This is a genomic window from Pseudomonas sp. NPDC089408, assembly GCF_044749445.1.
Lineage (GTDB): Bacteria > Pseudomonadota > Gammaproteobacteria > Pseudomonadales > Pseudomonadaceae > Aquipseudomonas.
This window is the reverse complement of the sequence record NZ_JBIVHY010000001.1, coordinates 559,761-578,338: the sequence shown is the minus strand read 5'-3', so window position 1 is coordinate 578,338 and position 18,578 is coordinate 559,761. Positions and strand designations below refer to the sequence as shown.

The window sequence follows — 18,578 nt, the reverse complement described above, 5'->3', positions numbered from 1 at the left end:
TTTCGTTTCACTGGGCGGCCGTAGGGAAACTCTGCGAAACCGCCTGACAATAAAGACCGGCGTTTTCGCACAACATCCCACGTTAGGGGCAACCTTTTCCTACGAAACGCCAGTATATAGAGCATAACGGCCAGCGACGACCGCGCATTCATGAATATCCGCTTGGTTTTTGTATCGCTTTCGGCCGGGCTCGGCAATTTGCTATCTTCGCCTGTCTCCCAATCCAGAAGCCGCGTGCCAAGCGGCCTGCATGCCCTACAAAGAGAACAACGAGCGATGACTTCCGTGCCGAGCAGTATCGAGCAGCCCTCGCGGCCGCTGACCCGCAGTGACTACAAGACCCTCTCACTGTCCGCCCTGGGCGGCGCCCTGGAGTTCTACGACTTCATCATCTTCGTGTTCTTCGCCACGGTGGTCGGCAAGCTGTTCTTCCCGGCCGACATGCCCGAGTGGCTACGGTTGATGCAAACCTTCGGCATCTTTGCCGCCGGCTACCTGGCGCGGCCGCTGGGCGGCATCATCATGGCCCACTTCGGCGACCTGCTCGGGCGCAAGAAAATGTTCACCCTGAGCATCTTCATGATGGCCTTGCCGACGCTGATCATGGGCCTGCTGCCGACGTATGCTCAGATCGGCATGTGGGCGCCGGTGCTGTTGCTGCTGATGCGCGTGATCCAGGGCGCGGCGATCGGTGGCGAGGTGCCGGGCGCCTGGGTGTTCGTCTCCGAGCACGTGCCCGCGCGCAATACCGGTTACGCCTGCGGCACCCTGACTGCGGGCCTGACTGCCGGCATTCTGCTGGGCTCGCTGGTGGCAACGCTGATCAACAGCGTGTACAGCGCCGAAGAAGTGGCCGACTACGCCTGGCGTATCCCGTTCCTGCTCGGCGGTGTGTTTGGCCTGTTCTCGGTGTACCTGCGCCGCTGGCTGCACGAGACCCCGGTGTTCGCCGAAATGCAGCAGCGCAAGGCGCTGGCCGAAGAGCTGCCGCTGCGCGCCGTGCTGCGTGACCATCGCAGCGCGATCATCCTGTCGATGCTGCTGACCTGGATGCTGTCAGCCGCCATCGTGGTAGTTATCCTGATGACGCCGGCGTTGCTGCAGAGCATCTACCACATCAGCCCGATCGACTCGCTCAAGGCCAACAGCATGGCCATCGTACTGCTCAGCTTCGGCTGCATCGGCGCTGGCAGCCTGGCCGACCGCTTTGGTGCGGGCCGGGTGTTCGTGATCGGCAGCCTGCTGCTGCTGGCCAGCTCCTGGGCCTTCTACCACAGCCTGCCGACCCACCCCGAGCTGCTGTTCCCGCTGTATGCCGTGACCGGCTTGTGCGTGGGCGTGATCGGCGCGGTGCCTTATGTGATGGTCAAGGCGTTCCCCGCGGTGGTGCGCTTCAGTGGGCTGTCGTTCTCCTACAACGTCGCCTACGCCATCTTCGGCGGGTTGACGCCGATGGTGGTGACCGCACTGCTGAAGGTAAGCCCGATGGCGCCGGCCTATTATGTGGCGGGGCTGTGCGCCGTTGGTTTGGCGGTGGGGCTGTACCTGCTCGCCAACAAGCGCTGATCTGCGCTGGAGGTTTGGCGCGGTCCCTGTAGGAGCGGCCTTGTGTCGCGATGGGCTGCGCAGCAGCCCCAGACAATCTGTGCTGGGTTTGCGATCTCTGGGGCTGCTATGCAGCCCATCGCGACACAAGGCCGCTCCTACAGATGATGGCCTTTCATCCATTTGTCACAATTAGGTCATATCCTATTCATGCGGCCTGCAGATACTTGGCCCGTTCCATCCAACACCCCAATATTCCTGCTAGGAGCAAGGCATGAAACTGAAGCGTTTGATGGCGGCCCTCACCTTTGCCGCCGCTGGCGTTGCAACCGCCAACGCGGTAGCCGCTGTCGATCCTGCGATCCCGACCTACACCAAGACCACCGGTGTTTCGGGCAACCTCTCCAGCGTAGGCTCCGACACCCTGGCGAACCTGATGACGCTGTGGGCTGAGGCCTACAAGAAGGAATATCCGAACGTAAACATCCAGATTCAGGCGGCCGGTTCCTCCACCGCGCCACCCGCGCTGACCGAAGGCACCGCCAACCTCGGCCCGATGAGCCGCAAGATGAAGGACGTCGAGCTCCAGGCCTTCGAGCAGAAGTACGGCTACAAGCCGACCGCCATCCCGGTTGCCGTCGACGCCCTGGCTGTGTTTGTGCACAAGGACAACCCGATCAAGGGCCTGACCATGGCTCAGGTCGACGCCATCTTCTCCTCCACCCGCCTGTGCGGTGGCAAGGCCGAGATCAAGACCTGGGGTGACGTCGGTGTGACCGGCGACCTGGCCAACAAGCCAATCCAGCTGTTCGGCCGTAACTCGGTATCGGGCACCTACGGCTATTTCAAGGAAGAGGCCCTGTGCAAAGGCGACTTCAAGCCTAACGTCAACGAACAGCCTGGCTCGGCTTCGGTCGTGCAGTCGATCAGCTCCTCGCTGAACGGCATCGGCTACTCGGGCATCGGTTACAAGACCGCCAGCGTCAAAACCGTAGCCCTGGCCAAGAAAGAAGGCGGCGAGTTCGTTGAAGACAACGAAGCCAACGCCCTGAACGGTAGCTACCCGCTGTCGCGCTTCCTGTATGTGTACGTGAACAAGGCGCCGAACAAGCCTCTGGCCCCGCTGGAAGCCGAGTTCGTCAAGCTGGTGCTGTCGCAAGCTGGCCAGCAGGTCGTGGTGAAGGATGGTTACATCCCGCTGCCGGCCAAAGTCGTCGACAAGACCCTGGCTGACCTGGGCCTGTCGCACGCCGGTAACGTTGCCAAGCAGTAAGTAACTCAAGGAGAGGCCGGCGCCACTGCCGGGCCTCTTCCACGAATTCCCGGCCCGAAGCCAGGTATCCTGTGCGGCGGGCTTTCGCGCGTCACCACTTTGTAATGTTTTTGTCACACGGGACCGCTAGGGTGTGCGCATGAATGATCTGGCCAATTCCAACATGACCCAAAACTCCCAGCCCGTGCGCATTGACTTCAATACGCCCGAGTTGCAACGCAAGCGCCGCATGCGTGCGCTCAAGGACCGCCTGACCCGCTGGTATGTGCTGGTGGGCGGGCTTGCCGTATTGGCTGCCATCACCCTGATCTTCTTCTACCTGGCCTATGTGGTGCTGCCACTGTTCCAGGGCGCCGAGCTGACCAGCAAGAAGGCCCTGGAACCGACCTGGCTGCAGCAGGACGCCGGCAAGCCGCTGATGATCGCGCTGGAAGAGCAGAACCTGGTGGGCATGCGGGTTTCGGACAAGGGCCAGGCATTATTCTTCGATACCAAGAGCGGTAACGAGATCAAGCGCGTCGACCTGCCCGTGCCTGCAGGCACCCAGGTTACGTCGATCGGTGCCGATCAGCCGGGCAGCCCGTTGGTGGTGCTGGGCTTGTCCAACGGCCAGGCGCTGGTGTTCCACCACACCTACAAGATCACCTACCCGGACAACAAGAAAACCATCACCGCCGGCATCGACTACCCGTACGGCGAACAGCCGTTCGCGCTCGACGAGCAGGGGCGCGCGCTGGATCACGTCAGCATCAACGTCAATGGCGACACCCTGGTGCTGGCCGGCTCCACCGGTGCGCAACTGCAGGTACTGGCGCTGACCCGCAGCGAAAACATGATGACCGAAGAGGTCACCACCGAGCAGAACCGCATCGTCCTGCCGCAAATGACCGAGGTCGTGAAGAACATCTTCATCGATCCGCGTCAGCAGTGGCTCTACGTGATCAACGGCCGCGCCACGGCCGATGTATTCAGCCTGCGCGACAAGAGCCTCAATGGCCGCTACAAGCTGTCCGAAAGCGCCGACACCGAAGTGACCGCCACCGGCCAGTTGGTCGGCGGCATTTCGCTGATCATCGGCGACTCCAAGGGTGGCCTGGCCCAGTGGTTCATGGCCCGCGACCCCGACGGCGAATCGCGCTTCAAGCAGATCCGCACCTTCCAGATGGGCAAGGCGCCGATCGTGCAGATCGATGCAGAAGAGCGCCGCAAGGGCTTCATCGCCCTCGACGCCGAAGGCAAGCTGGGCGTGTTCCACAGCACCGCGCACCGCACCCTGTTGGTCGAGCCTGCCGCTGAAGGCCCAGGTATCCTGGCCCTGTCGCCACGCGCCAACCGCATCATCATCGAACAAGGCGGCAAGCTCTTGCCGCTGAGCCTGCGCAACCCGCACCCGGAAATTTCCTTCAGCGCGCTGTGGGGCAAGGTCTGGTACGAGAACTACGACGAGCCGAAATACGTCTGGCAATCGACCGCTTCCAACACCGACTTCGAGCCCAAGCTGAGCCTGTCGCCGCTGACCTTCGGCACCCTCAAGGCCGCCTTCTACGCAATGATCCTGGCGGCACCGCTGGCCATTGCCGCTGCTATCTACACCGCTTACTTCATGGCCCCGGGCATGCGCCGCAAGGTCAAGCCGGTGATCGAACTGATGGAAGCGATGCCGACAGTGATCCTCGGCTTCTTTGCCGGCCTGTTCCTCGCCCCGTACCTGGAAGGCCATCTGCCAGGTGTGTTCAGCCTGTTCCTGCTGATGCCATTCGGCATCCTGCTGGCCGGCTTCGCCTGGACCCGCCTGCCTGAGTCTATCCGCCTGCGGGTGCCGGACGGCTGGGAAGCCGCGATCCTGATCCCGGTCATCCTGTTTACCGGCTGGTTTGCCCTGACCATGAGCCCGCACCTGGAAAGCTGGTTCTTTGGCGGCGACATGCGCCTGTGGATCACCAACGACTTAGGGATAACCTACGACCAGCGCAACGCCCTGGTGGTGGGTATCGCCATGGGCTTCGCGGTCATCCCGAATATCTACTCCATCGCCGAAGACGCCGTTTTCAGCGTGCCGCGCAGCCTCACACTGGGCTCGCTGGCGCTGGGTGCGACGCCCTGGCAGACCCTCACCCGCGTGGTCATCCTCACCGCCAGCCCCGGTATCTTCTCGGCGCTGATGATCGGCATGGGCCGTGCGGTGGGCGAGACCATGATCGTATTGATGGCCACCGGCAACACCCCGGTGATGGAGATGAACCTGTTCGAGGGCATGCGCACGCTGGCCGCTAACGTGGCCGTGGAAATGCCCGAATCGGAAGTCGGCGGCAGCCACTATCGCGTGCTGTTCCTGGCCGCGCTGGTGCTGCTGATGTTCACCTTCGTCATGAACACCTTGGCCGAGCTGATTCGCCAGCGTCTGCGCAAGAAATACTCGTCGCTTTGATAGAAAGGTAGCGATCCGTGAAAAAGGATTCCCTCAAAGGCTGGTTCAAGAGCGGCGCCCCAGGTGTCTGGATGAGCGGCGGCGCGGTGGCCATGGCGGTGATCATGACCGTCGGCCTGCTGGCGGTCATTGCCGTGCGCGGCCTGGGCCACTTCTGGCCGGCCGACCTGGTCCAGGCCACCTACAAGGTGCCGGGCCAGGCTGATCACGTAGTTATCGGCGAAGTGGTGCAAAAGGAAGAAGTCCCACGCGCCCGTCTGAAGGGCGCCGGCCTGCCGGTACCGGACCAAGGCCCCGAGTTCATGACCCGCGAGCTGATCAAGGTGGGTAACCGCGACCTCAATGGCAGCGATTTCACCTGGGTGGTCGGCGACTGGCTGGTCGACGAGCAGCGACCGGCCGACCTGATCGCCCTGGAGCGGCGTGAGTGGGGCAACTTTTATGGCTATTTGGTCAGCGTCAAGGAGCAAGGCCGCGTGGTCGCCGAAGGCCCTGCCGCCTGGAACGAGCTGCAGGCCCGCCTCAAGCGTGCCAACCAGCTCAACAGCGAGCTGCAGCAACTGGAGAAGAAGGACATCGGTGCCATCAACCATGGTCTCGAACGCCTGCGTCTGGAAGCCCGCAAGCTGGAGCTGCACGGCAAGCTGGACGCCGCCGCCCAGGCCGACATGGACGCCGACCGCGCCGAGCTGAACAGCCGCTACAAGGCTATCGAAGATCGCCTTAGCGGCCTGCACCAGGCCTTCGCCCGCGACAGCCTGGTGGCGCGCGATGGTAATGGCCGTGAAGTGGAAATCAACCTGAGCAAGGTGGTGCACGCCACCCAGCCGAACGGGATGTCGGCGTTCACCAAGCTGGGCACCTACTTCGCCAAGGTCTGGGAGTTCCTCAGTGACGACCCGCGTGAAGCCAACACCGAGGGCGGTATCTTCCCGGCCATTTTCGGTACCGTGATGATGACCCTGATCATGGCCGTGATCGTCACCCCGTTCGGTGTGCTGGCGGCCGTGTACCTGCGCGAATATGCACGGCAAGGCCCGGTGACCCGGTTGATCCGCATTGCCGTGAACAACCTGGCCGGCGTACCGGCGATTGTCTACGGCGTGTTTGGCCTGGGCTTCTTCGTCTACGTGCTGGGCGGCTCGATCGACCGGCTGTTCTTCCCCGAAGCCCTGCCGGCGCCGACCCTGGGTACACCGGGCCTGCTGTGGGCCTCCCTGACCCTGGCGCTGTTGGCAGTGCCGGTGGTGATCGTGGCTACCGAAGAAGGCCTGGCACGGATCCCGCGCACCGTGCGCGAAGGCTCGCTGGCACTGGGCGCGACCAAGGCCGAGACGCTGTGGAAGATCGTATTGCCCATGGCCAGCCCGGCGATGATGACCGGCATGATCCTCGCCGTGGCCCGCGCCGCCGGTGAAGTGGCGCCGCTGATGCTGGTGGGGGTGGTGAAGCTGGCGCCGTCGCTGCCGGTGGACGGCAACTACCCGTACCTGCACCTGGACCAGAAGATCATGCACCTGGGCTTCCACATCTATGACGTCGGCTTCCAGAGCCCCAACGTCGAAGCCGCGCGGCCGCTGGTGTACGCCACGGCGTTGTTGCTGGTGCTGGTGATCGCGACCCTCAACCTGTCGGCGGTGTGGATCCGTAACCACCTGCGCGAGAAGTACAAGGCACTGGACAGCTGATTGAAGCTTTAAGCCACAAGCGGCAAGCTCCAAGCAGATTGCCGCTTTGCCCAAACTTGCAGCTTGCAGCTCGAAGCTGGCAGCTACAAACGGAGTCAACCATGCAGAACGAATCCCATACCCACGGCATCGACATGTCTGCCCTGGGCCGCAGCAAGCAAAGCCTGCGCCTGGCCGAAGAAACCGTGGCCATCGAAGTGCCGGGCCTGAGCCTGTTCTACGGCGACAAGCAAGCCCTGTTCGACGTCAGCATGAACATCCCCAAGCAGCGCGTGACCGCCTTCATCGGCCCGTCCGGCTGCGGCAAGTCGACCCTGCTGCGCACCTTCAACCGCATGAACGACCTGGTTGACGGCTGCCGCGTGGAAGGTGCCATCAACCTGTACGGCAACAACATCTACCGCAAGGGCGAAGACGTGGCCGAGCTGCGCCGCCGCGTGGGCATGGTGTTCCAGAAGCCTAACCCGTTCCCCAAGACCATCTACGAGAACGTGGTCTACGGCCTGCGTATCCAGGGCATCAACAAGAAACGCGTGCTCGACGAAGCGGTCGAGTGGGCGCTGAAGGGCGCGGCGCTGTGGGACGAGGTCAAGGACCGCCTGCACGAATCGGCACTGGGCCTGTCCGGTGGCCAGCAGCAGCGTCTGGTCATCGCCCGCACCATCGCCGTGGAGCCGGAAGTGCTGTTGCTCGACGAACCGTGCTCGGCGCTGGACCCGATCTCGACCCTGAAGGTCGAAGAACTGATCTACGAATTGAAATCCAAGTACACCATCGTCATCGTGACCCACAACATGCAGCAGGCGGCCCGTGTTTCGGACTACACCGCGTTCATGTACATGGGCAAACTGGTCGAATTCGGTGATACCGACACCCTGTTCACCAACCCGGCGAAGAAGCAGACCGAAGACTACATCACCGGTCGCTACGGCTAAGAGCGCCTTTGGCGCAGCTGCAAGCTTTGAGCTGCAAGCTGCAAGATAAAGCGGTTAGCGCGGAGCCAGGGAACGACACGAACCACTTGAAGCTTGCAGCTTGAAGCTAGCAACTTCGCGGAGCGACAGCATGATCAACAAAGAAAGCCTTACCCACCACATTTCCCAGCAGTTCAACGCCGAGCTGGAAGAGGTGCGCAGCCACCTGCTGGCCATGGGCGGGCTGGTGGAAAAGCAGGTCAATGACGCGGTTACCGCGCTGATCGAAGCCGACTCGGGCCTTGCCCAGCAAGTGCGCGAGGTTGACGAACAGATCAACCAGATGGAGCGCAACATCGACGAAGAGTGCCTGCGCATTCTCGCCCGTCGCCAACCCGCGGCTTCCGACCTGCGCCTGATCATCAGCATCTCCAAGTCGGTGATCGACCTGGAGCGCATTGGTGACGAGTCGACCAAGATCGCCCGCCGCGCCATCCAGCTGTGCGAAGAGGGCGAGTCGCCACGCGGCTATGTGGAGGTACGCCACATCGGTGACCAGGTGCGCAACATGGTTCGCGATGCGCTGGACGCCTTTGCCCGCTTCGACGCCGACCTGGCGCTGTCGGTGGCCCAGTACGACAAGACCATCGACCGCGAATACAAGACCGCCTTGCGCGAGCTGGTGACCTACATGATGGAAGACCCGCGCTCGATCTCGCGGGTACTCAGCGTGATCTGGGTGCTGCGCTCGCTGGAGCGGATTGGCGACCATGCACGCAACATCTCCGAGCTGGTGATCTACCTGGTGCGCGGCACCGACGTGCGCCACATGGGCCTCAAGCGCATGACCGCAGAAGTGCAGGGCACTGCCATCGCTGACGGCGAAAAGGCTAATGTTCCGGGCGAATCTGACGATAAGTAAGGTTGCTCCCGAGCATCGACGCCCGGCCTTGGCCGGGCGTTTTCGTTTGTGGTCGAGAGCCGGCAGGCACCCGCGAACGATGTGATGAAGTCCCGGCGTGACCAGGTTGTAGCAAGTGGCCAGTATTTGGCAGTAGGCTAGTCGGGTTCAGAAGGAGTATCGATGAGTAAAGTGAATGTGCTGGTCGTGGATGACGCGCCGTTTATCCGTGACCTGGTCCGCAAGTGCCTGCGCAATGCCTTCCCGGGCATGGCGATCGACGATGCGGTCAACGGCCGCAAGGCCATGGCCATGCTCGGTAAGGAAGCGTTCGATCTGGTCCTGTGCGACTGGGAGATGCCGGAGATGTCCGGCCTGGAATTGCTCACCTGGTGCCGCCAGCAGCCTGCGCTGAAGAACCTGCAGTTCATCATGGTGACCAGCCGTGGCGACAAGGAAAACGTCATTCAGGCGATCCAGGCGGGCGTTTCCGACTTTGTCGGCAAGCCGTTCACCAACGAGCAGTTGCTGACCAAGGTGAAAAAGGCCCTGAGCAAGATCGGCAAGCTCGACAGCCTGATGGCCATCGGCCCGGCGCGTGCCAACCCGGCGTTTGCCAACGATTCGCTGAACGCGCTGACGGCCGGTAAGCCGGAAGCGGTGAAGGTCGCGGCGCCAGCCCCGGCCCCGGCCAAGCCATTGGTCAGTGCACCAACGCCACCTGCTGCCGCACCGGCCGGCCGTGGCCAAGGCCAGCTGCGCCTGGCCAGTGGCATGCAGCCGTGCGTGATCAAGGCATTGAGCTTGAAGGAGGCGCTGCTGGTAGTGCGTCGTGGTGAAGCGCTGCCACAGGTGCTGGAAGGCGCGGTACTGGACCTGGAACAGGGCGAAAGCGCCGAAGTCGCTCGCCTGAACGGCTACCTGCATGCCGTCGCGGCGCTGGAGCCCAAGCCGGACAGTGACTGGCTGCAGCTGACGTTCAAGTTCGTCGACCAGGATGCGCAGAAGCTCGACTACCTGTCGCGGCTGATTGCCCGTGGGACTGCGCAGAAGCATTTCACCCCGGGGGCTTGATGCCGGCCATGCGGCGCATTCTGTGTAGGAGCGGCCTTGTGTCGCGATAGGGCTGCGCAGCAGCCCCAGGATTTCAGCGTCGAGGCATCAATTTCTGGGGCCGCTTTGCGGCCCTATCGCGACGCAAGGCCGCTCCTACAAAAAGGCCTGCGCAACCTGAGCCATCCGACCAACTGCAATACCCGCCACAAAACCCGCTGCTAGGCTTCGACAGATAACAACTGTCAAAAAGCCACTATCATGCCCACGCGCCTGCTGCTGTTCTGTGCATTGCTCATGGCCTCGGCGTCGAGCCTGGGTGTGACCCTTTACAAGATCACCGACGAATCCGGTGTCATCTCCTATTCCGACCGCCCCGGCCCAGGTGCCAAGCCTTTGGTGCTGCTCGAACCCATGGTCGAAACGCTCGAAGGCCAGGTATTGCTGAACGCAAAAACCTTCGACGGCGGGGTGAGCTTTTCGGCACGCAACGAGCTGCACGTACCGGTAGAGGTCGAGTTGCGCCTGGACAACCTGGTCAACGCCCAAGGCGGCGATGCCCCGCGTATCGTGCGCCGGCTGCTGCCGCCGCGCACCACGCAGATGCTCAGCGTACTCAGGGGGCGGCCTGGGTTGCTGCTGAACTACCGCTCCACCCTGTTGCAGGCCATGGGTGACCCGGGCAAGCGGCCGCAGGGCTTTCGCTATGCGTTCCCGTGGATTGGCGGGCCATTCCGCGTAACCCAGGGCCCCAATGGCCGTGTCAGCCATTTTGGGCCCAAGGGGCGCTATGCCATGGACATCGCCATGCCAGAAGGCACCACGATCATCGCGGCGCGGGAAGGGGTGGTGGTAAAGACGCAGAACAGCCAGAGCGGGCGCGAGCCCAACCCGTCGGGTAATTTTGTCCGCATCCTGCACCCGGACGGCACCATGGGCGTGTACCTGCACCTGCTGCGCGGTTCGGTGGTGGTGAAGGAGGGGCAGCGGGTACGGCAAGGGCAAATGCTGGCCAAGTCGGGCAACACCGGCAACAGCACGGGGCCGCACCTGCATTTTGTGGTGCAGCGCAATGTGGGGTTGGCGCTGGAATCGATCCCTTACCGGTTCGACCGGCCGATCAGCGGGTTGCCGGACTTTACTGCGGGTAACCCTTGAGATTGCCGGGCCTGCTTTGCAGGCCATCGCGAAACAAGGCCGCTCCTACAGGTATACGCGAATCCCTTGTAGGAGCGGCCTTGCGTCGCGATGGGCTGCGCAGCAGCCCCCCAGCCTCTAATCCAGCTTCAGCACCTTGGCCAGCACAATCTTCGGCCCTTTCATCTTCTTGATGATGATCCGCAGCCCTTCGACCTCCAGCACTTCCTCTTCCTCAGGCACGCGCTTGAGCGTCTCGTAGATCAGGCCAGCCAAGGTCTCTGCTTCGATATGGTCCAGGTCAATGCCCAGCAGCCGCTCGACCTTGAACAGTGGCGTGTCACCACGTACCAGCAGCTTGCCCGGCTGGTAGGCGAGGATGCCACGCTCGGTCTTGCGGTGCTCGTCCTGGATATCACCCACCAGCACTTCCAGCACGTCTTCCATGGTCAGGTAACCGATCACCTTGCCATCGGCTTCCTCCACCAGCACGAAGTGTGCGCCGCCTTTGCGGAACTGCTCCAGCAGCTGGGAAAGCGGCATGTGCCGGGACACGCGTTCCAACGGCCGGGCGAGGTCGTCCAGGTCGATGGTCTCGGGCAAGTGCTCAAGCTCCGCCAGTTCCAGCAGCAGGTCCTTGATGTGCAGCAGGCCGGTGAATTCCTCGCGTTCGGCATCGTACACCGGGTAACGGCTGAATTTGTGGCGGCGCACCAGGGCCAGGATCTGCTTCAGCGGCGCATGGGCATCGATGGTAACCATGTCCTCGCGCGAGTTCGCCCAGTCGACCACTTCCAGCTCGCCCATTTCCACGGCCGACGCCAGCACGCGCATGCCCTGGTCGCTTGGGTCCTGGCCGCGGCTGGAGTGCAGGATCAGCTTCAGTTCTTCACGGCTGTAGTGGTGCTCGTGATGCGGCCCCGGCTCGCCCTGGCCGGCGATGCGCAGGATGGTGTTGGCACTGGCGTTGAGCAGGTAGATGGCCGGGTACATCGCCCAATAGAACAGGTACAGCGGCACGGCGGTCCACAGCGACAGCAGCTCCGGCTTGCGGATGGCCCAGGACTTGGGCGCCAGCTCGCCGACCACGATGTGCAGGTACGAGATGACAAAGAAGGCGACGAAGAACGAGACGCCTTTGATCAGTTCGGGCGAGTCGACACCAAAGTACGCCAGCAGCGGCTCGAGCAGGTGGGCAAACGCGGGTTCACCGACCCAGCCCAGGCCCAGCGAAGCGAGGGTAATGCCCAGCTGACAAGCCGACAGGTAGGCGTCGAGCTGGTTGTGCACCTTGCGCAGGATACTGCCGCGCCAGCCGTGCAGCTCGGCGATGGCGTCGACGCGCGTGGAGCGCAGCTTGACCATGGCGAACTCGGCAGCAACGAAGAAGCCGTTGAGCAGCACCAGCAGGAAGGCAAAGATGATCATGCCGAAATCGGCGAATAACGAAGTGAGGCTGATACCAGGGGAAGGGTCCATGATGGATTTTTTACGGGGTCCGTCTTAGAAAAGGAGAGAAAAAAGGTGCCAGCTCTTGCTGGCACAGGGGATCCAATGTAGCGGCTGGGGCCGCAAAAGCAAAGGGCAGAGGACTCATTGGCCTCAAAGGCGTACACGACTCCCTGTGGGAGCGGCCTTGTGTCGCGATTGGGCTGCGCAGCAGCCCCCGAGGCCCTCAGCCTTTACCGCTAGCCAATTGTGCCGGCGCAAAATGACAGGTAAAGGTACTGCCATGCCCCGGCACGCTGCTGATTTCCAGCTTGCCGCGGTGACGCATCAGCACATGCTTGACGATCGCCAGCCCCAGCCCCGTACCGCCGGTATTCGACGCACGGCTGGAGTCCACCCGGTAGAAGCGCTCCGTCAGGCGAGGCAGGTGCTTGGCATCGATGCCCACCCCCGAGTCCTGCACCGACAAGTGCGCGCCCTGCGCATCGGCCCACCAGCGAATGCGGATGTTGCCTTCGTCCTGGGTGTACTTGACCGCGTTGAACACCAGGTTGGAAAAGGCGCTGCGCAGTTCCGACTCGCTGCCCTTGAGCTTCACGCCGGGTGCAGCCTCCAGGGTAATGCGCTGGTTACGCGGGCCGGACAAGGCCTGGGCATCGTTCTTGATGGCGGCGAGCAGGGCATCGACCGCCACCGGCTGGTTGTCCGACGGGTAATCGGTGGCTTCCAGCTTGGCCAGCAGCAACAGGTCGTTGAGCAGCGTCTGCATGCGCGCGCCTTGCTGGCTCATCTGCTGCAGGGCGCGGCTCCAGCGCGGGTTCACGTCCTCGACATTGTCCAGCAGGGTTTCCAGGTAGCCGGCAATTACCGTCAGCGGCGTGCGCAATTCGTGCGACACGTTGGCGACGAAGTCCTTGCGCATCTGCTCCAGCTGGTGAATGCGGGTGACATCGCGCACCAGCATCAGGTGCTCGTTGTTGCCGTAGCGGGTGATGTGCAGCTGCACGCGCAGGCGGTCATTGATCGGTGAGGGGATTTCCAGCGGTTCCAGGTAGTTTTCTGCCTCGAAGTACTCCTTGAAGCGCGGGTGGCGCACCAGGTTGGTCACTTGCTGGCCACCGTCCTGTGGGGTCTTGAAGCCCAGCAGGGTCTCCGCGGCGCGGTTCCACCATTCCAGGTTACCGTCGCTGTCGAGCATGATCACCGCGTCACGCAGCGCGGCGGTGGACTCCTGAACCCGGTCGATCACGGCCTGCAGGCGGCCCCGCACGCGCTGGTCGCGGCGTTGCAGGTGGTAGATGCTGTCGAACACTTCGCCCCACAGGCCGTAGCCGTCGGGCGGTGCTTCGTCGGGTTGGTGGTTGCGCAGCCAGTCATGCAGGCGCAGCAGCTGCTTGAGGGTCCAACCCAGGTAGAGCGCCAGGCCGATGGCCAGGCTCCAGCCGTAATAGCCGCTGACCAAGCCGCCGATCAGGCAGACGGTGATCAGCAGCAACAGGTGGCGAATCAGGGTCGCGTGCCAGTTCTGGTTCAATTGACGAGATCCTTCGGATCCAGCTGCAAGTTGCAAGCCTCAAGCTGCAAGAAGAAGTGGATCGTGGTGCTGATAGTCCTTTTCGAGCCTTACGCTGCCGCTCTTTCTTGCAGCTTGCAGCTTGCAGCTAGCTCTTGGTCGAGAAGCGGTAGCCAGTGCCCCGGACGGTTTGTACCAGATTTTCGTAGGCTTCACCCAACGCCTTGCGCAGGCGGCGGATATGCACGTCGACCGTGCGCTCTTCGACATAGACGTTGCCGCCCCACACCTGGTCGAGCAACTGGCCACGGGTGTAGGCGCGCTCCTGGTGGGTCATGAAGAACTGCAGCAGGCGGTATTCGGTAGGGCCCATCTCGGCCGGCTTGCCGTCGATGGTCACGCGGTGGCTGATCGGGTCGAGCAGCAGCCCACCCACCTCGATCGGCGCTTCGCTGTCGCTCGGGCCGGTGCGGCGCAGCACGGCTTTCAGGCGTGCGACCAGCTCACGTGGTGAGAACGGCTTGGTGATGTAATCGTCGGCACCCACTTCCAGGCCCTGGATCTTGTTGTCCTCTTCACCCTTGGCGGTCAGCATGATGATCGGGATATCGCCGGTCAGCTCGTCGCGCTTCAGGCGGCGGGCCAGCTCGATGCCAGAGGTGCCTGGCAGCATCCAGTCGAGCAGGATCAGGTCCGGCTTGCGGTCAACGATGATCGCGTGGGCCTGTTGGGAGTTTTCCGCTTCCAGGCAGTCATAGCCGGCCATTTCCAGGGCAACGGCGATCATCTCGCGAATAGGCGCTTCGTCGTCGACGATCAGAATGTTCCTGCCAACCATGCTCAAAACCTCTCCTGGATTCGGTGTCTTGGCCCGCATTAGATAACGGAATTATTGCAGCTGTGTGACAGGGTGTTGGCCGTTCTGGCGACATTCCGTGACTGGACTAGGCTTGAAAGGGCCGCAGCGGCGGCAACCTGAACCTAAATCCCCCCGAAACTATGGTGAATCCAATGACACGACAAACGCTGAGCTGGATGGCCCTTTTCACTGCGCTGGCGCTCCCGGGGGTGGCGTCGGCCCACCATCAGGCTAAGGAAATGGACGGCATGTTGGTTACACCTGATCCTGCAAATATGACGCTCTATACCTTTGACAAGGATGCGGGCGGCAAGTCGATGTGCAATGACGCCTGTGCGGAGAACTGGCCGCCACTCATGGCCAAGGCAGGCGAGAAGAACGAGGGCAAGTGGACGCAGATCAAGCGTGATGACGGCACGATGCAGTGGGCTTATGACGGCAAGCCGCTGTACACCTTCATCAAGGACAAGAAAGCCGGAGACAAGACCGGTGACGGCGTGAAAGACGTCTGGCATATCGCCAAACCCTGAACAGCGCCACGTAGCGTTGTAGGAGCGGGTTTACCCGCGAATGCGATAGTGGCTGTACCGACGCATTCGCGGGTAAACCCGCTCCTGCAAAGGGCTGGTGAAATTCAACGCAGAGCGTAATCCAGCACCACCCCAATGAACACCAGCAACCCCGCCCAGTGGTTGTGCAGAAACGCCTTGAAGCAAGACTCCCGGTCCAGCTTGCGCGTCGACCAGTATTCCCAGGCAAAGCACGCCACCGCACCCAACAGCCCCAAGTGGAACCAGCCACCCAGGTCAAAGCGGCTACCCGCCAGCAACAGGCAGCCCAGCGACAGCAACTGCAAGGTCAGGATAATGGTGCGGTCGGCATCACCAAACAGGATCGCCGTCGACTTCACGCCAATCTTCAGGTCGTCATCCCGGTCGACCATGGCGTAGTAGGTGTCGTAACCCACCGTCCACAGCAGGTTGGCGATGTACAGCAGCCAGGCGCTGGCCGGCAGCTCACCGCCCGCGGCCGTGAAAGCCATCGGGATGCCCCACGAATACGCCGCCCCCAGCACCACCTGAGGGTAATAGGTGTAGCGCTTCATGAACGGGTAGCAGAACGCCAGCGCTACCGCGCCGAACGACAGCCACACGGTCCGGCTGTTGGTACACAGCACCAGCAGGAAGCTTACCCCGACCAGGATGGCGAACAGTGCCAGCGCCTCGCGTGGCCGTACGCGGCCACTGGCCAGCGGGCGGTCGGCAGTGCGCTTGACGTGGCCGTCCACCTTGCGGTCGGCAAAGTCGTTGATGCAGCAGCCGGCAGCGCGCATCAGCACCACGCCAAGGCCGAAGATCAGCACGTTGGCCAGAGTCGGCGAGCCGTTGCCGGCAATCCATACCGCCGTGAGGGTCGGCCACAGCAGCAGGTAGATGCCGATCGGCCGGTCCATGCGGCTGAGCTGGACGAAGTCCCAGGCCCGTGGGTGCAGGCGGTTGAGAGACTTGAGCAGTTGCAGGTACATCAGCGGTTTTCCTCCTTGGCCGCTTGCCAGAGTGCCGGCAGGAACACCTCTGCCACCAGCAGGTCGAGACCGTTGCGCTCGAAGCGCGAACGGCGGCCCCACAGTGCCGCATGGGCAGCTTCAGAAGGCAGCCAGGCCTGTGGATAACTGCACACTTCCAGCGGGTGACGGGTGAACGCCTGGTCGCAGAACAGCAACTCGCCCAGTGAGCGGCTGCCCAGAGATTCCAGGTCCAGCCCGCCACGTTCCAGGGCGCTGCGGCTGGCCACGCTGCGGGCGAACACCCAAGGCTGGCCATGGCCACGCAGGTACACCTCGCGCACCCAGCCTTCGGCGCCGGCAGCGATGCCCAGCGCCTGGCACTCGTCATCGCGCAGCGCTTGCCAGCCCTCGAACAGCGGGGTGACGGAGAAGTGATCGTTGGACAGGCGGATCAGGCGGCGGGTCAGCGAGCCTTCGTCGAACAGCCAGTCAAGGGTAGGCTGGTCGATGTCGGTGGCCAGCTGTGAATACGGCAGCCACGCTACAGCGGCTGCTTGCGGGGATTCGTACGACACGACGGTCTGCTTGTTACAACCAGAGAGGCGGCGAGCTTAGCATGATTGCCCCGACTGCTTGCATACTGCTGGCAGGGCCGCTACAAAGCCCCCCATGAATTGCGCGCTGGGTTCTTCGCGGGTAAACCCGCTCCTACAGGTCTCTGCTGTTCTTGAGCCTGCCGTGATCCCTGTAGGAGCGGCTTTAGCCGCGAAGAGGCCCTAAGCAACAACACAAAGCCCAAGCCCGAGCCGAGGAAAACGACCTGATGAAAAAGTGGCAATGTATTGTCTGTGGCCTGATCTACGACGAAGCCCAAGGCTGGCCCGACGACGGCATCGCCCCCGGCACCCGTTGGGAAGATGTACCGGAAGACTGGTTGTGCCCCGACTGCGGCGTCGGCAAAAGCGACTTTGAAATGATCTCCATCGGCTAAGCGAGGCAAGCACGACATGACGTCCCCTGTGGTAATCATCGGTACCGGCCTTGCGGGCTATAACCTGGCCCGTGAATTTCGCAAGCTCGATGCGCAGACGCCGCTGCTGCTGATCACTGCCGATGACGGTCGTTCCTACTCCAAGCCCATGCTCTCCATGGGTTATGCCAAGCAGAAAGACGCCGACGGCCTGTGCATGGCCGAGCCGGGCGCCATGGCCGAGCAACTGAATGCCGAGATCCGTACCCATACCCGCATCAGCGGCATCGACCCAGGCCACAAGCGCCTGTGGATCGGCGAAGAGGCGGTGGAATACCGCGACCTGGTGCTGGCCTTGGGCGCGCAAACCGTGCAGGTGCCGGTCGAAGGTGACGGCAGCCACCTGGTGTTCCCGATCAACGACCTGGAAGACTACGCACGCTTCCGCGCCGCGGCTGCCGGCAAGCAGCGTGTGCTGATCCTCGGCGCCGGCCTGATCGGCTGCGAATTCGCCAACGACATGAGCCTGGGCGGCTTCCAGGTCGACGTAGTGGCGCCGTGTGAGCAGGTCATGCCGACCCTGCTACACCCGGCTGCCGCTAGCGCGGTGCAGGCCGGGCTGCAAGGCCTGGGCGTACGCTTTCACCTTGGGCCGGTGCTGACCCGCCTGCAGCAGGTGGACCAAGGTCTGGAAGCGCACCTGTCGGATGGCAGCGTGATTGCCTGTGACCTGGTGGTTTCCGCCATTGGCCTGCGCCCGCGCACCGACCTGGCCGCCGCTGCCGGCCTGCAGACCAACCGCGGCGTCAGCGTCGACCGAGAATTGCGCACCTCCCACGCCAACATCTTCGCCCTCGGCGATTGTGCCGAAGTCGATGGCATCAACCTGCTCTATGTGATGCCGCTGATGAGCTGTGCCCGTGCCTTGGCGCAAACCCTGGCCGGCAAGCCGACGGCGGTGGCTTACGGGCCGATGCCGATCACCGTGAAAACCCCGGCGTGCCCGCTGGTGGTTTCGCCGCCACCGCAGGGCCGCGAAGGCAGTTGGCAGGTAGAGGGGCAGGGCAATGACCTCACGGTGCTGTGCCTGGATGCCGACGGCAAGCTGCTGGGTTACGCCCTGACCGGGGCGGCGGTGATGGAGAAACTGGCGCTAAATCGCCAGTTGCCAGCGGTTATGGCGTAAATAGCGGGCGTTCTGTCGGATTTATCCTGTTGTTGCCTGCACAATGGCCGTCCAGATACTGGCGCGGCCCCGGAGCACGTGCCATTCTCACTCCCGTCTGCCGCAGATTAGAGCCTGCGGTGCCTTGAGCGCTGCTCCCAAAGGCAGCACGGCAT

At 62.8% G+C, this 18,578-nt stretch carries 16 protein-coding genes; 11 read left to right on the top strand and 5 right to left on the bottom strand.

Annotated features, from left to right (window positions below):
- Positions 1-276: 276 nt before the first annotated feature.
- The 8 genes from ACIP02_RS02550 to ACIP02_RS02515 all read left to right on the top strand — a co-directional run bounded on the left by ACIP02_RS02550 (position 277) and on the right by ACIP02_RS02515 (position 10,960).
- Positions 277-1,566 carry an MFS transporter gene (locus tag ACIP02_RS02550; protein WP_400612899.1) on the top strand — a complete coding sequence of 430 codons (1,290 nt, stop codon included), beginning with the start codon at positions 277-279 and terminating at the stop codon, positions 1,564-1,566.
- Positions 1,567-1,819: 253 nt separating this feature from the next.
- Positions 1,820-2,818: a phosphate ABC transporter substrate-binding protein PstS gene (locus tag ACIP02_RS02545; protein ID WP_400612897.1), complete on the top strand. Its 999-nt coding sequence runs from the start codon at positions 1,820-1,822 to the stop codon at positions 2,816-2,818.
- 139 nt (positions 2,819-2,957) lie between these two features.
- Positions 2,958-5,246 carry a phosphate ABC transporter permease gene (locus ACIP02_RS02540; RefSeq protein WP_400612895.1) on the top strand — a complete coding sequence of 763 codons (2,289 nt, stop codon included), beginning with the start codon at positions 2,958-2,960 and terminating at the stop codon, positions 5,244-5,246.
- Positions 5,247-5,317: 71 nt separating this feature from the next.
- Positions 5,318-6,934 (top strand): phosphate ABC transporter permease PstA, encoded by a 1,617-nt coding sequence (pstA, locus tag ACIP02_RS02535; RefSeq protein WP_400613257.1) that lies wholly within the window; start codon positions 5,318-5,320, stop codon positions 6,932-6,934.
- A gap of 101 nt (positions 6,935-7,035) precedes the next feature.
- A complete protein-coding gene (pstB, locus tag ACIP02_RS02530) occupies positions 7,036-7,869 on the top strand; it encodes a phosphate ABC transporter ATP-binding protein PstB (RefSeq protein WP_201199512.1) in 834 nt (277 codons plus the stop codon).
- A 130-nt stretch (positions 7,870-7,999) separates the two neighbouring features.
- A complete protein-coding gene (gene phoU, locus ACIP02_RS02525) occupies positions 8,000-8,770 on the top strand; it encodes a phosphate signaling complex protein PhoU (protein ID WP_400612893.1) in 771 nt (256 codons plus the stop codon).
- 162 nt (positions 8,771-8,932) lie between these two features.
- The gene (locus ACIP02_RS02520) at positions 8,933-9,823 is read left to right on the top strand and encodes a response regulator (protein WP_400612891.1); all 891 of its coding nucleotides are present in this window, start codon (positions 8,933-8,935) and stop codon (positions 9,821-9,823) included.
- A gap of 240 nt (positions 9,824-10,063) precedes the next feature.
- Complete coding sequence (locus ACIP02_RS02515; RefSeq protein WP_400612889.1) at positions 10,064-10,960, top strand: peptidoglycan DD-metalloendopeptidase family protein; 897 nt, start codon at positions 10,064-10,066, stop codon at positions 10,958-10,960.
- Between the two features lie 117 nt (positions 10,961-11,077).
- Here the strand turns inward: ACIP02_RS02515 and ACIP02_RS02510 are convergent, their stop codons facing one another.
- The 3 genes from ACIP02_RS02510 to phoB all read right to left on the bottom strand — a co-directional run bounded on the left by ACIP02_RS02510 (position 11,078) and on the right by phoB (position 14,739).
- Positions 11,078-12,418, bottom strand: a complete 1,341-nt coding sequence (locus tag ACIP02_RS02510) for a hemolysin family protein (RefSeq protein ID WP_400612886.1) — start codon at positions 12,416-12,418, stop codon at positions 11,078-11,080.
- A 196-nt stretch (positions 12,419-12,614) separates the two neighbouring features.
- Positions 12,615-13,922, bottom strand: a complete 1,308-nt coding sequence (phoR, locus tag ACIP02_RS02505; RefSeq protein ID WP_400612884.1) for a phosphate regulon sensor histidine kinase PhoR — start codon at positions 13,920-13,922, stop codon at positions 12,615-12,617.
- A 127-nt stretch (positions 13,923-14,049) separates the two neighbouring features.
- Entirely contained in the window at positions 14,050-14,739 is a 690-nt protein-coding gene (gene phoB, locus ACIP02_RS02500; RefSeq protein WP_003253341.1) for a phosphate regulon transcriptional regulator PhoB, read from the bottom strand.
- Between the two features lie 173 nt (positions 14,740-14,912).
- Between phoB and ACIP02_RS02495 the strand changes: the two genes are divergently transcribed.
- The gene (locus tag ACIP02_RS02495; RefSeq protein ID WP_400612881.1) at positions 14,913-15,290 is read left to right on the top strand and encodes a hypothetical protein; all 378 of its coding nucleotides are present in this window, start codon (positions 14,913-14,915) and stop codon (positions 15,288-15,290) included.
- A 104-nt stretch (positions 15,291-15,394) separates the two neighbouring features.
- Here the strand turns inward: ACIP02_RS02495 and ubiA are convergent, their stop codons facing one another.
- Both ubiA and ACIP02_RS02485 read right to left on the bottom strand, forming a co-directional pair.
- Complete coding sequence (gene ubiA / locus ACIP02_RS02490) at positions 15,395-16,285, bottom strand: 4-hydroxybenzoate octaprenyltransferase (RefSeq protein ID WP_400612878.1); 891 nt, start codon at positions 16,283-16,285, stop codon at positions 15,395-15,397.
- Entirely contained in the window at positions 16,285-16,842 is a 558-nt protein-coding gene (locus ACIP02_RS02485) for a chorismate--pyruvate lyase family protein (RefSeq protein ID WP_400612876.1), read from the bottom strand. The genes ubiA and ACIP02_RS02485 overlap by 1 nt, the downstream gene beginning before the upstream one ends.
- A gap of 248 nt (positions 16,843-17,090) precedes the next feature.
- On the opposite strand from ACIP02_RS02485, the gene ACIP02_RS02480 reads away from it, so the two are divergent.
- Complete coding sequence (locus tag ACIP02_RS02480; RefSeq protein WP_201199498.1) at positions 17,091-17,258, top strand: rubredoxin; 168 nt, start codon at positions 17,091-17,093, stop codon at positions 17,256-17,258.
- Between the two features lie 16 nt (positions 17,259-17,274).
- Positions 17,275-18,423 carry an NAD(P)/FAD-dependent oxidoreductase gene (locus tag ACIP02_RS02475; protein ID WP_400612873.1) on the top strand — a complete coding sequence of 383 codons (1,149 nt, stop codon included), beginning with the start codon at positions 17,275-17,277 and terminating at the stop codon, positions 18,421-18,423.
- Positions 18,424-18,578: the final 155 nt, after the last annotated feature.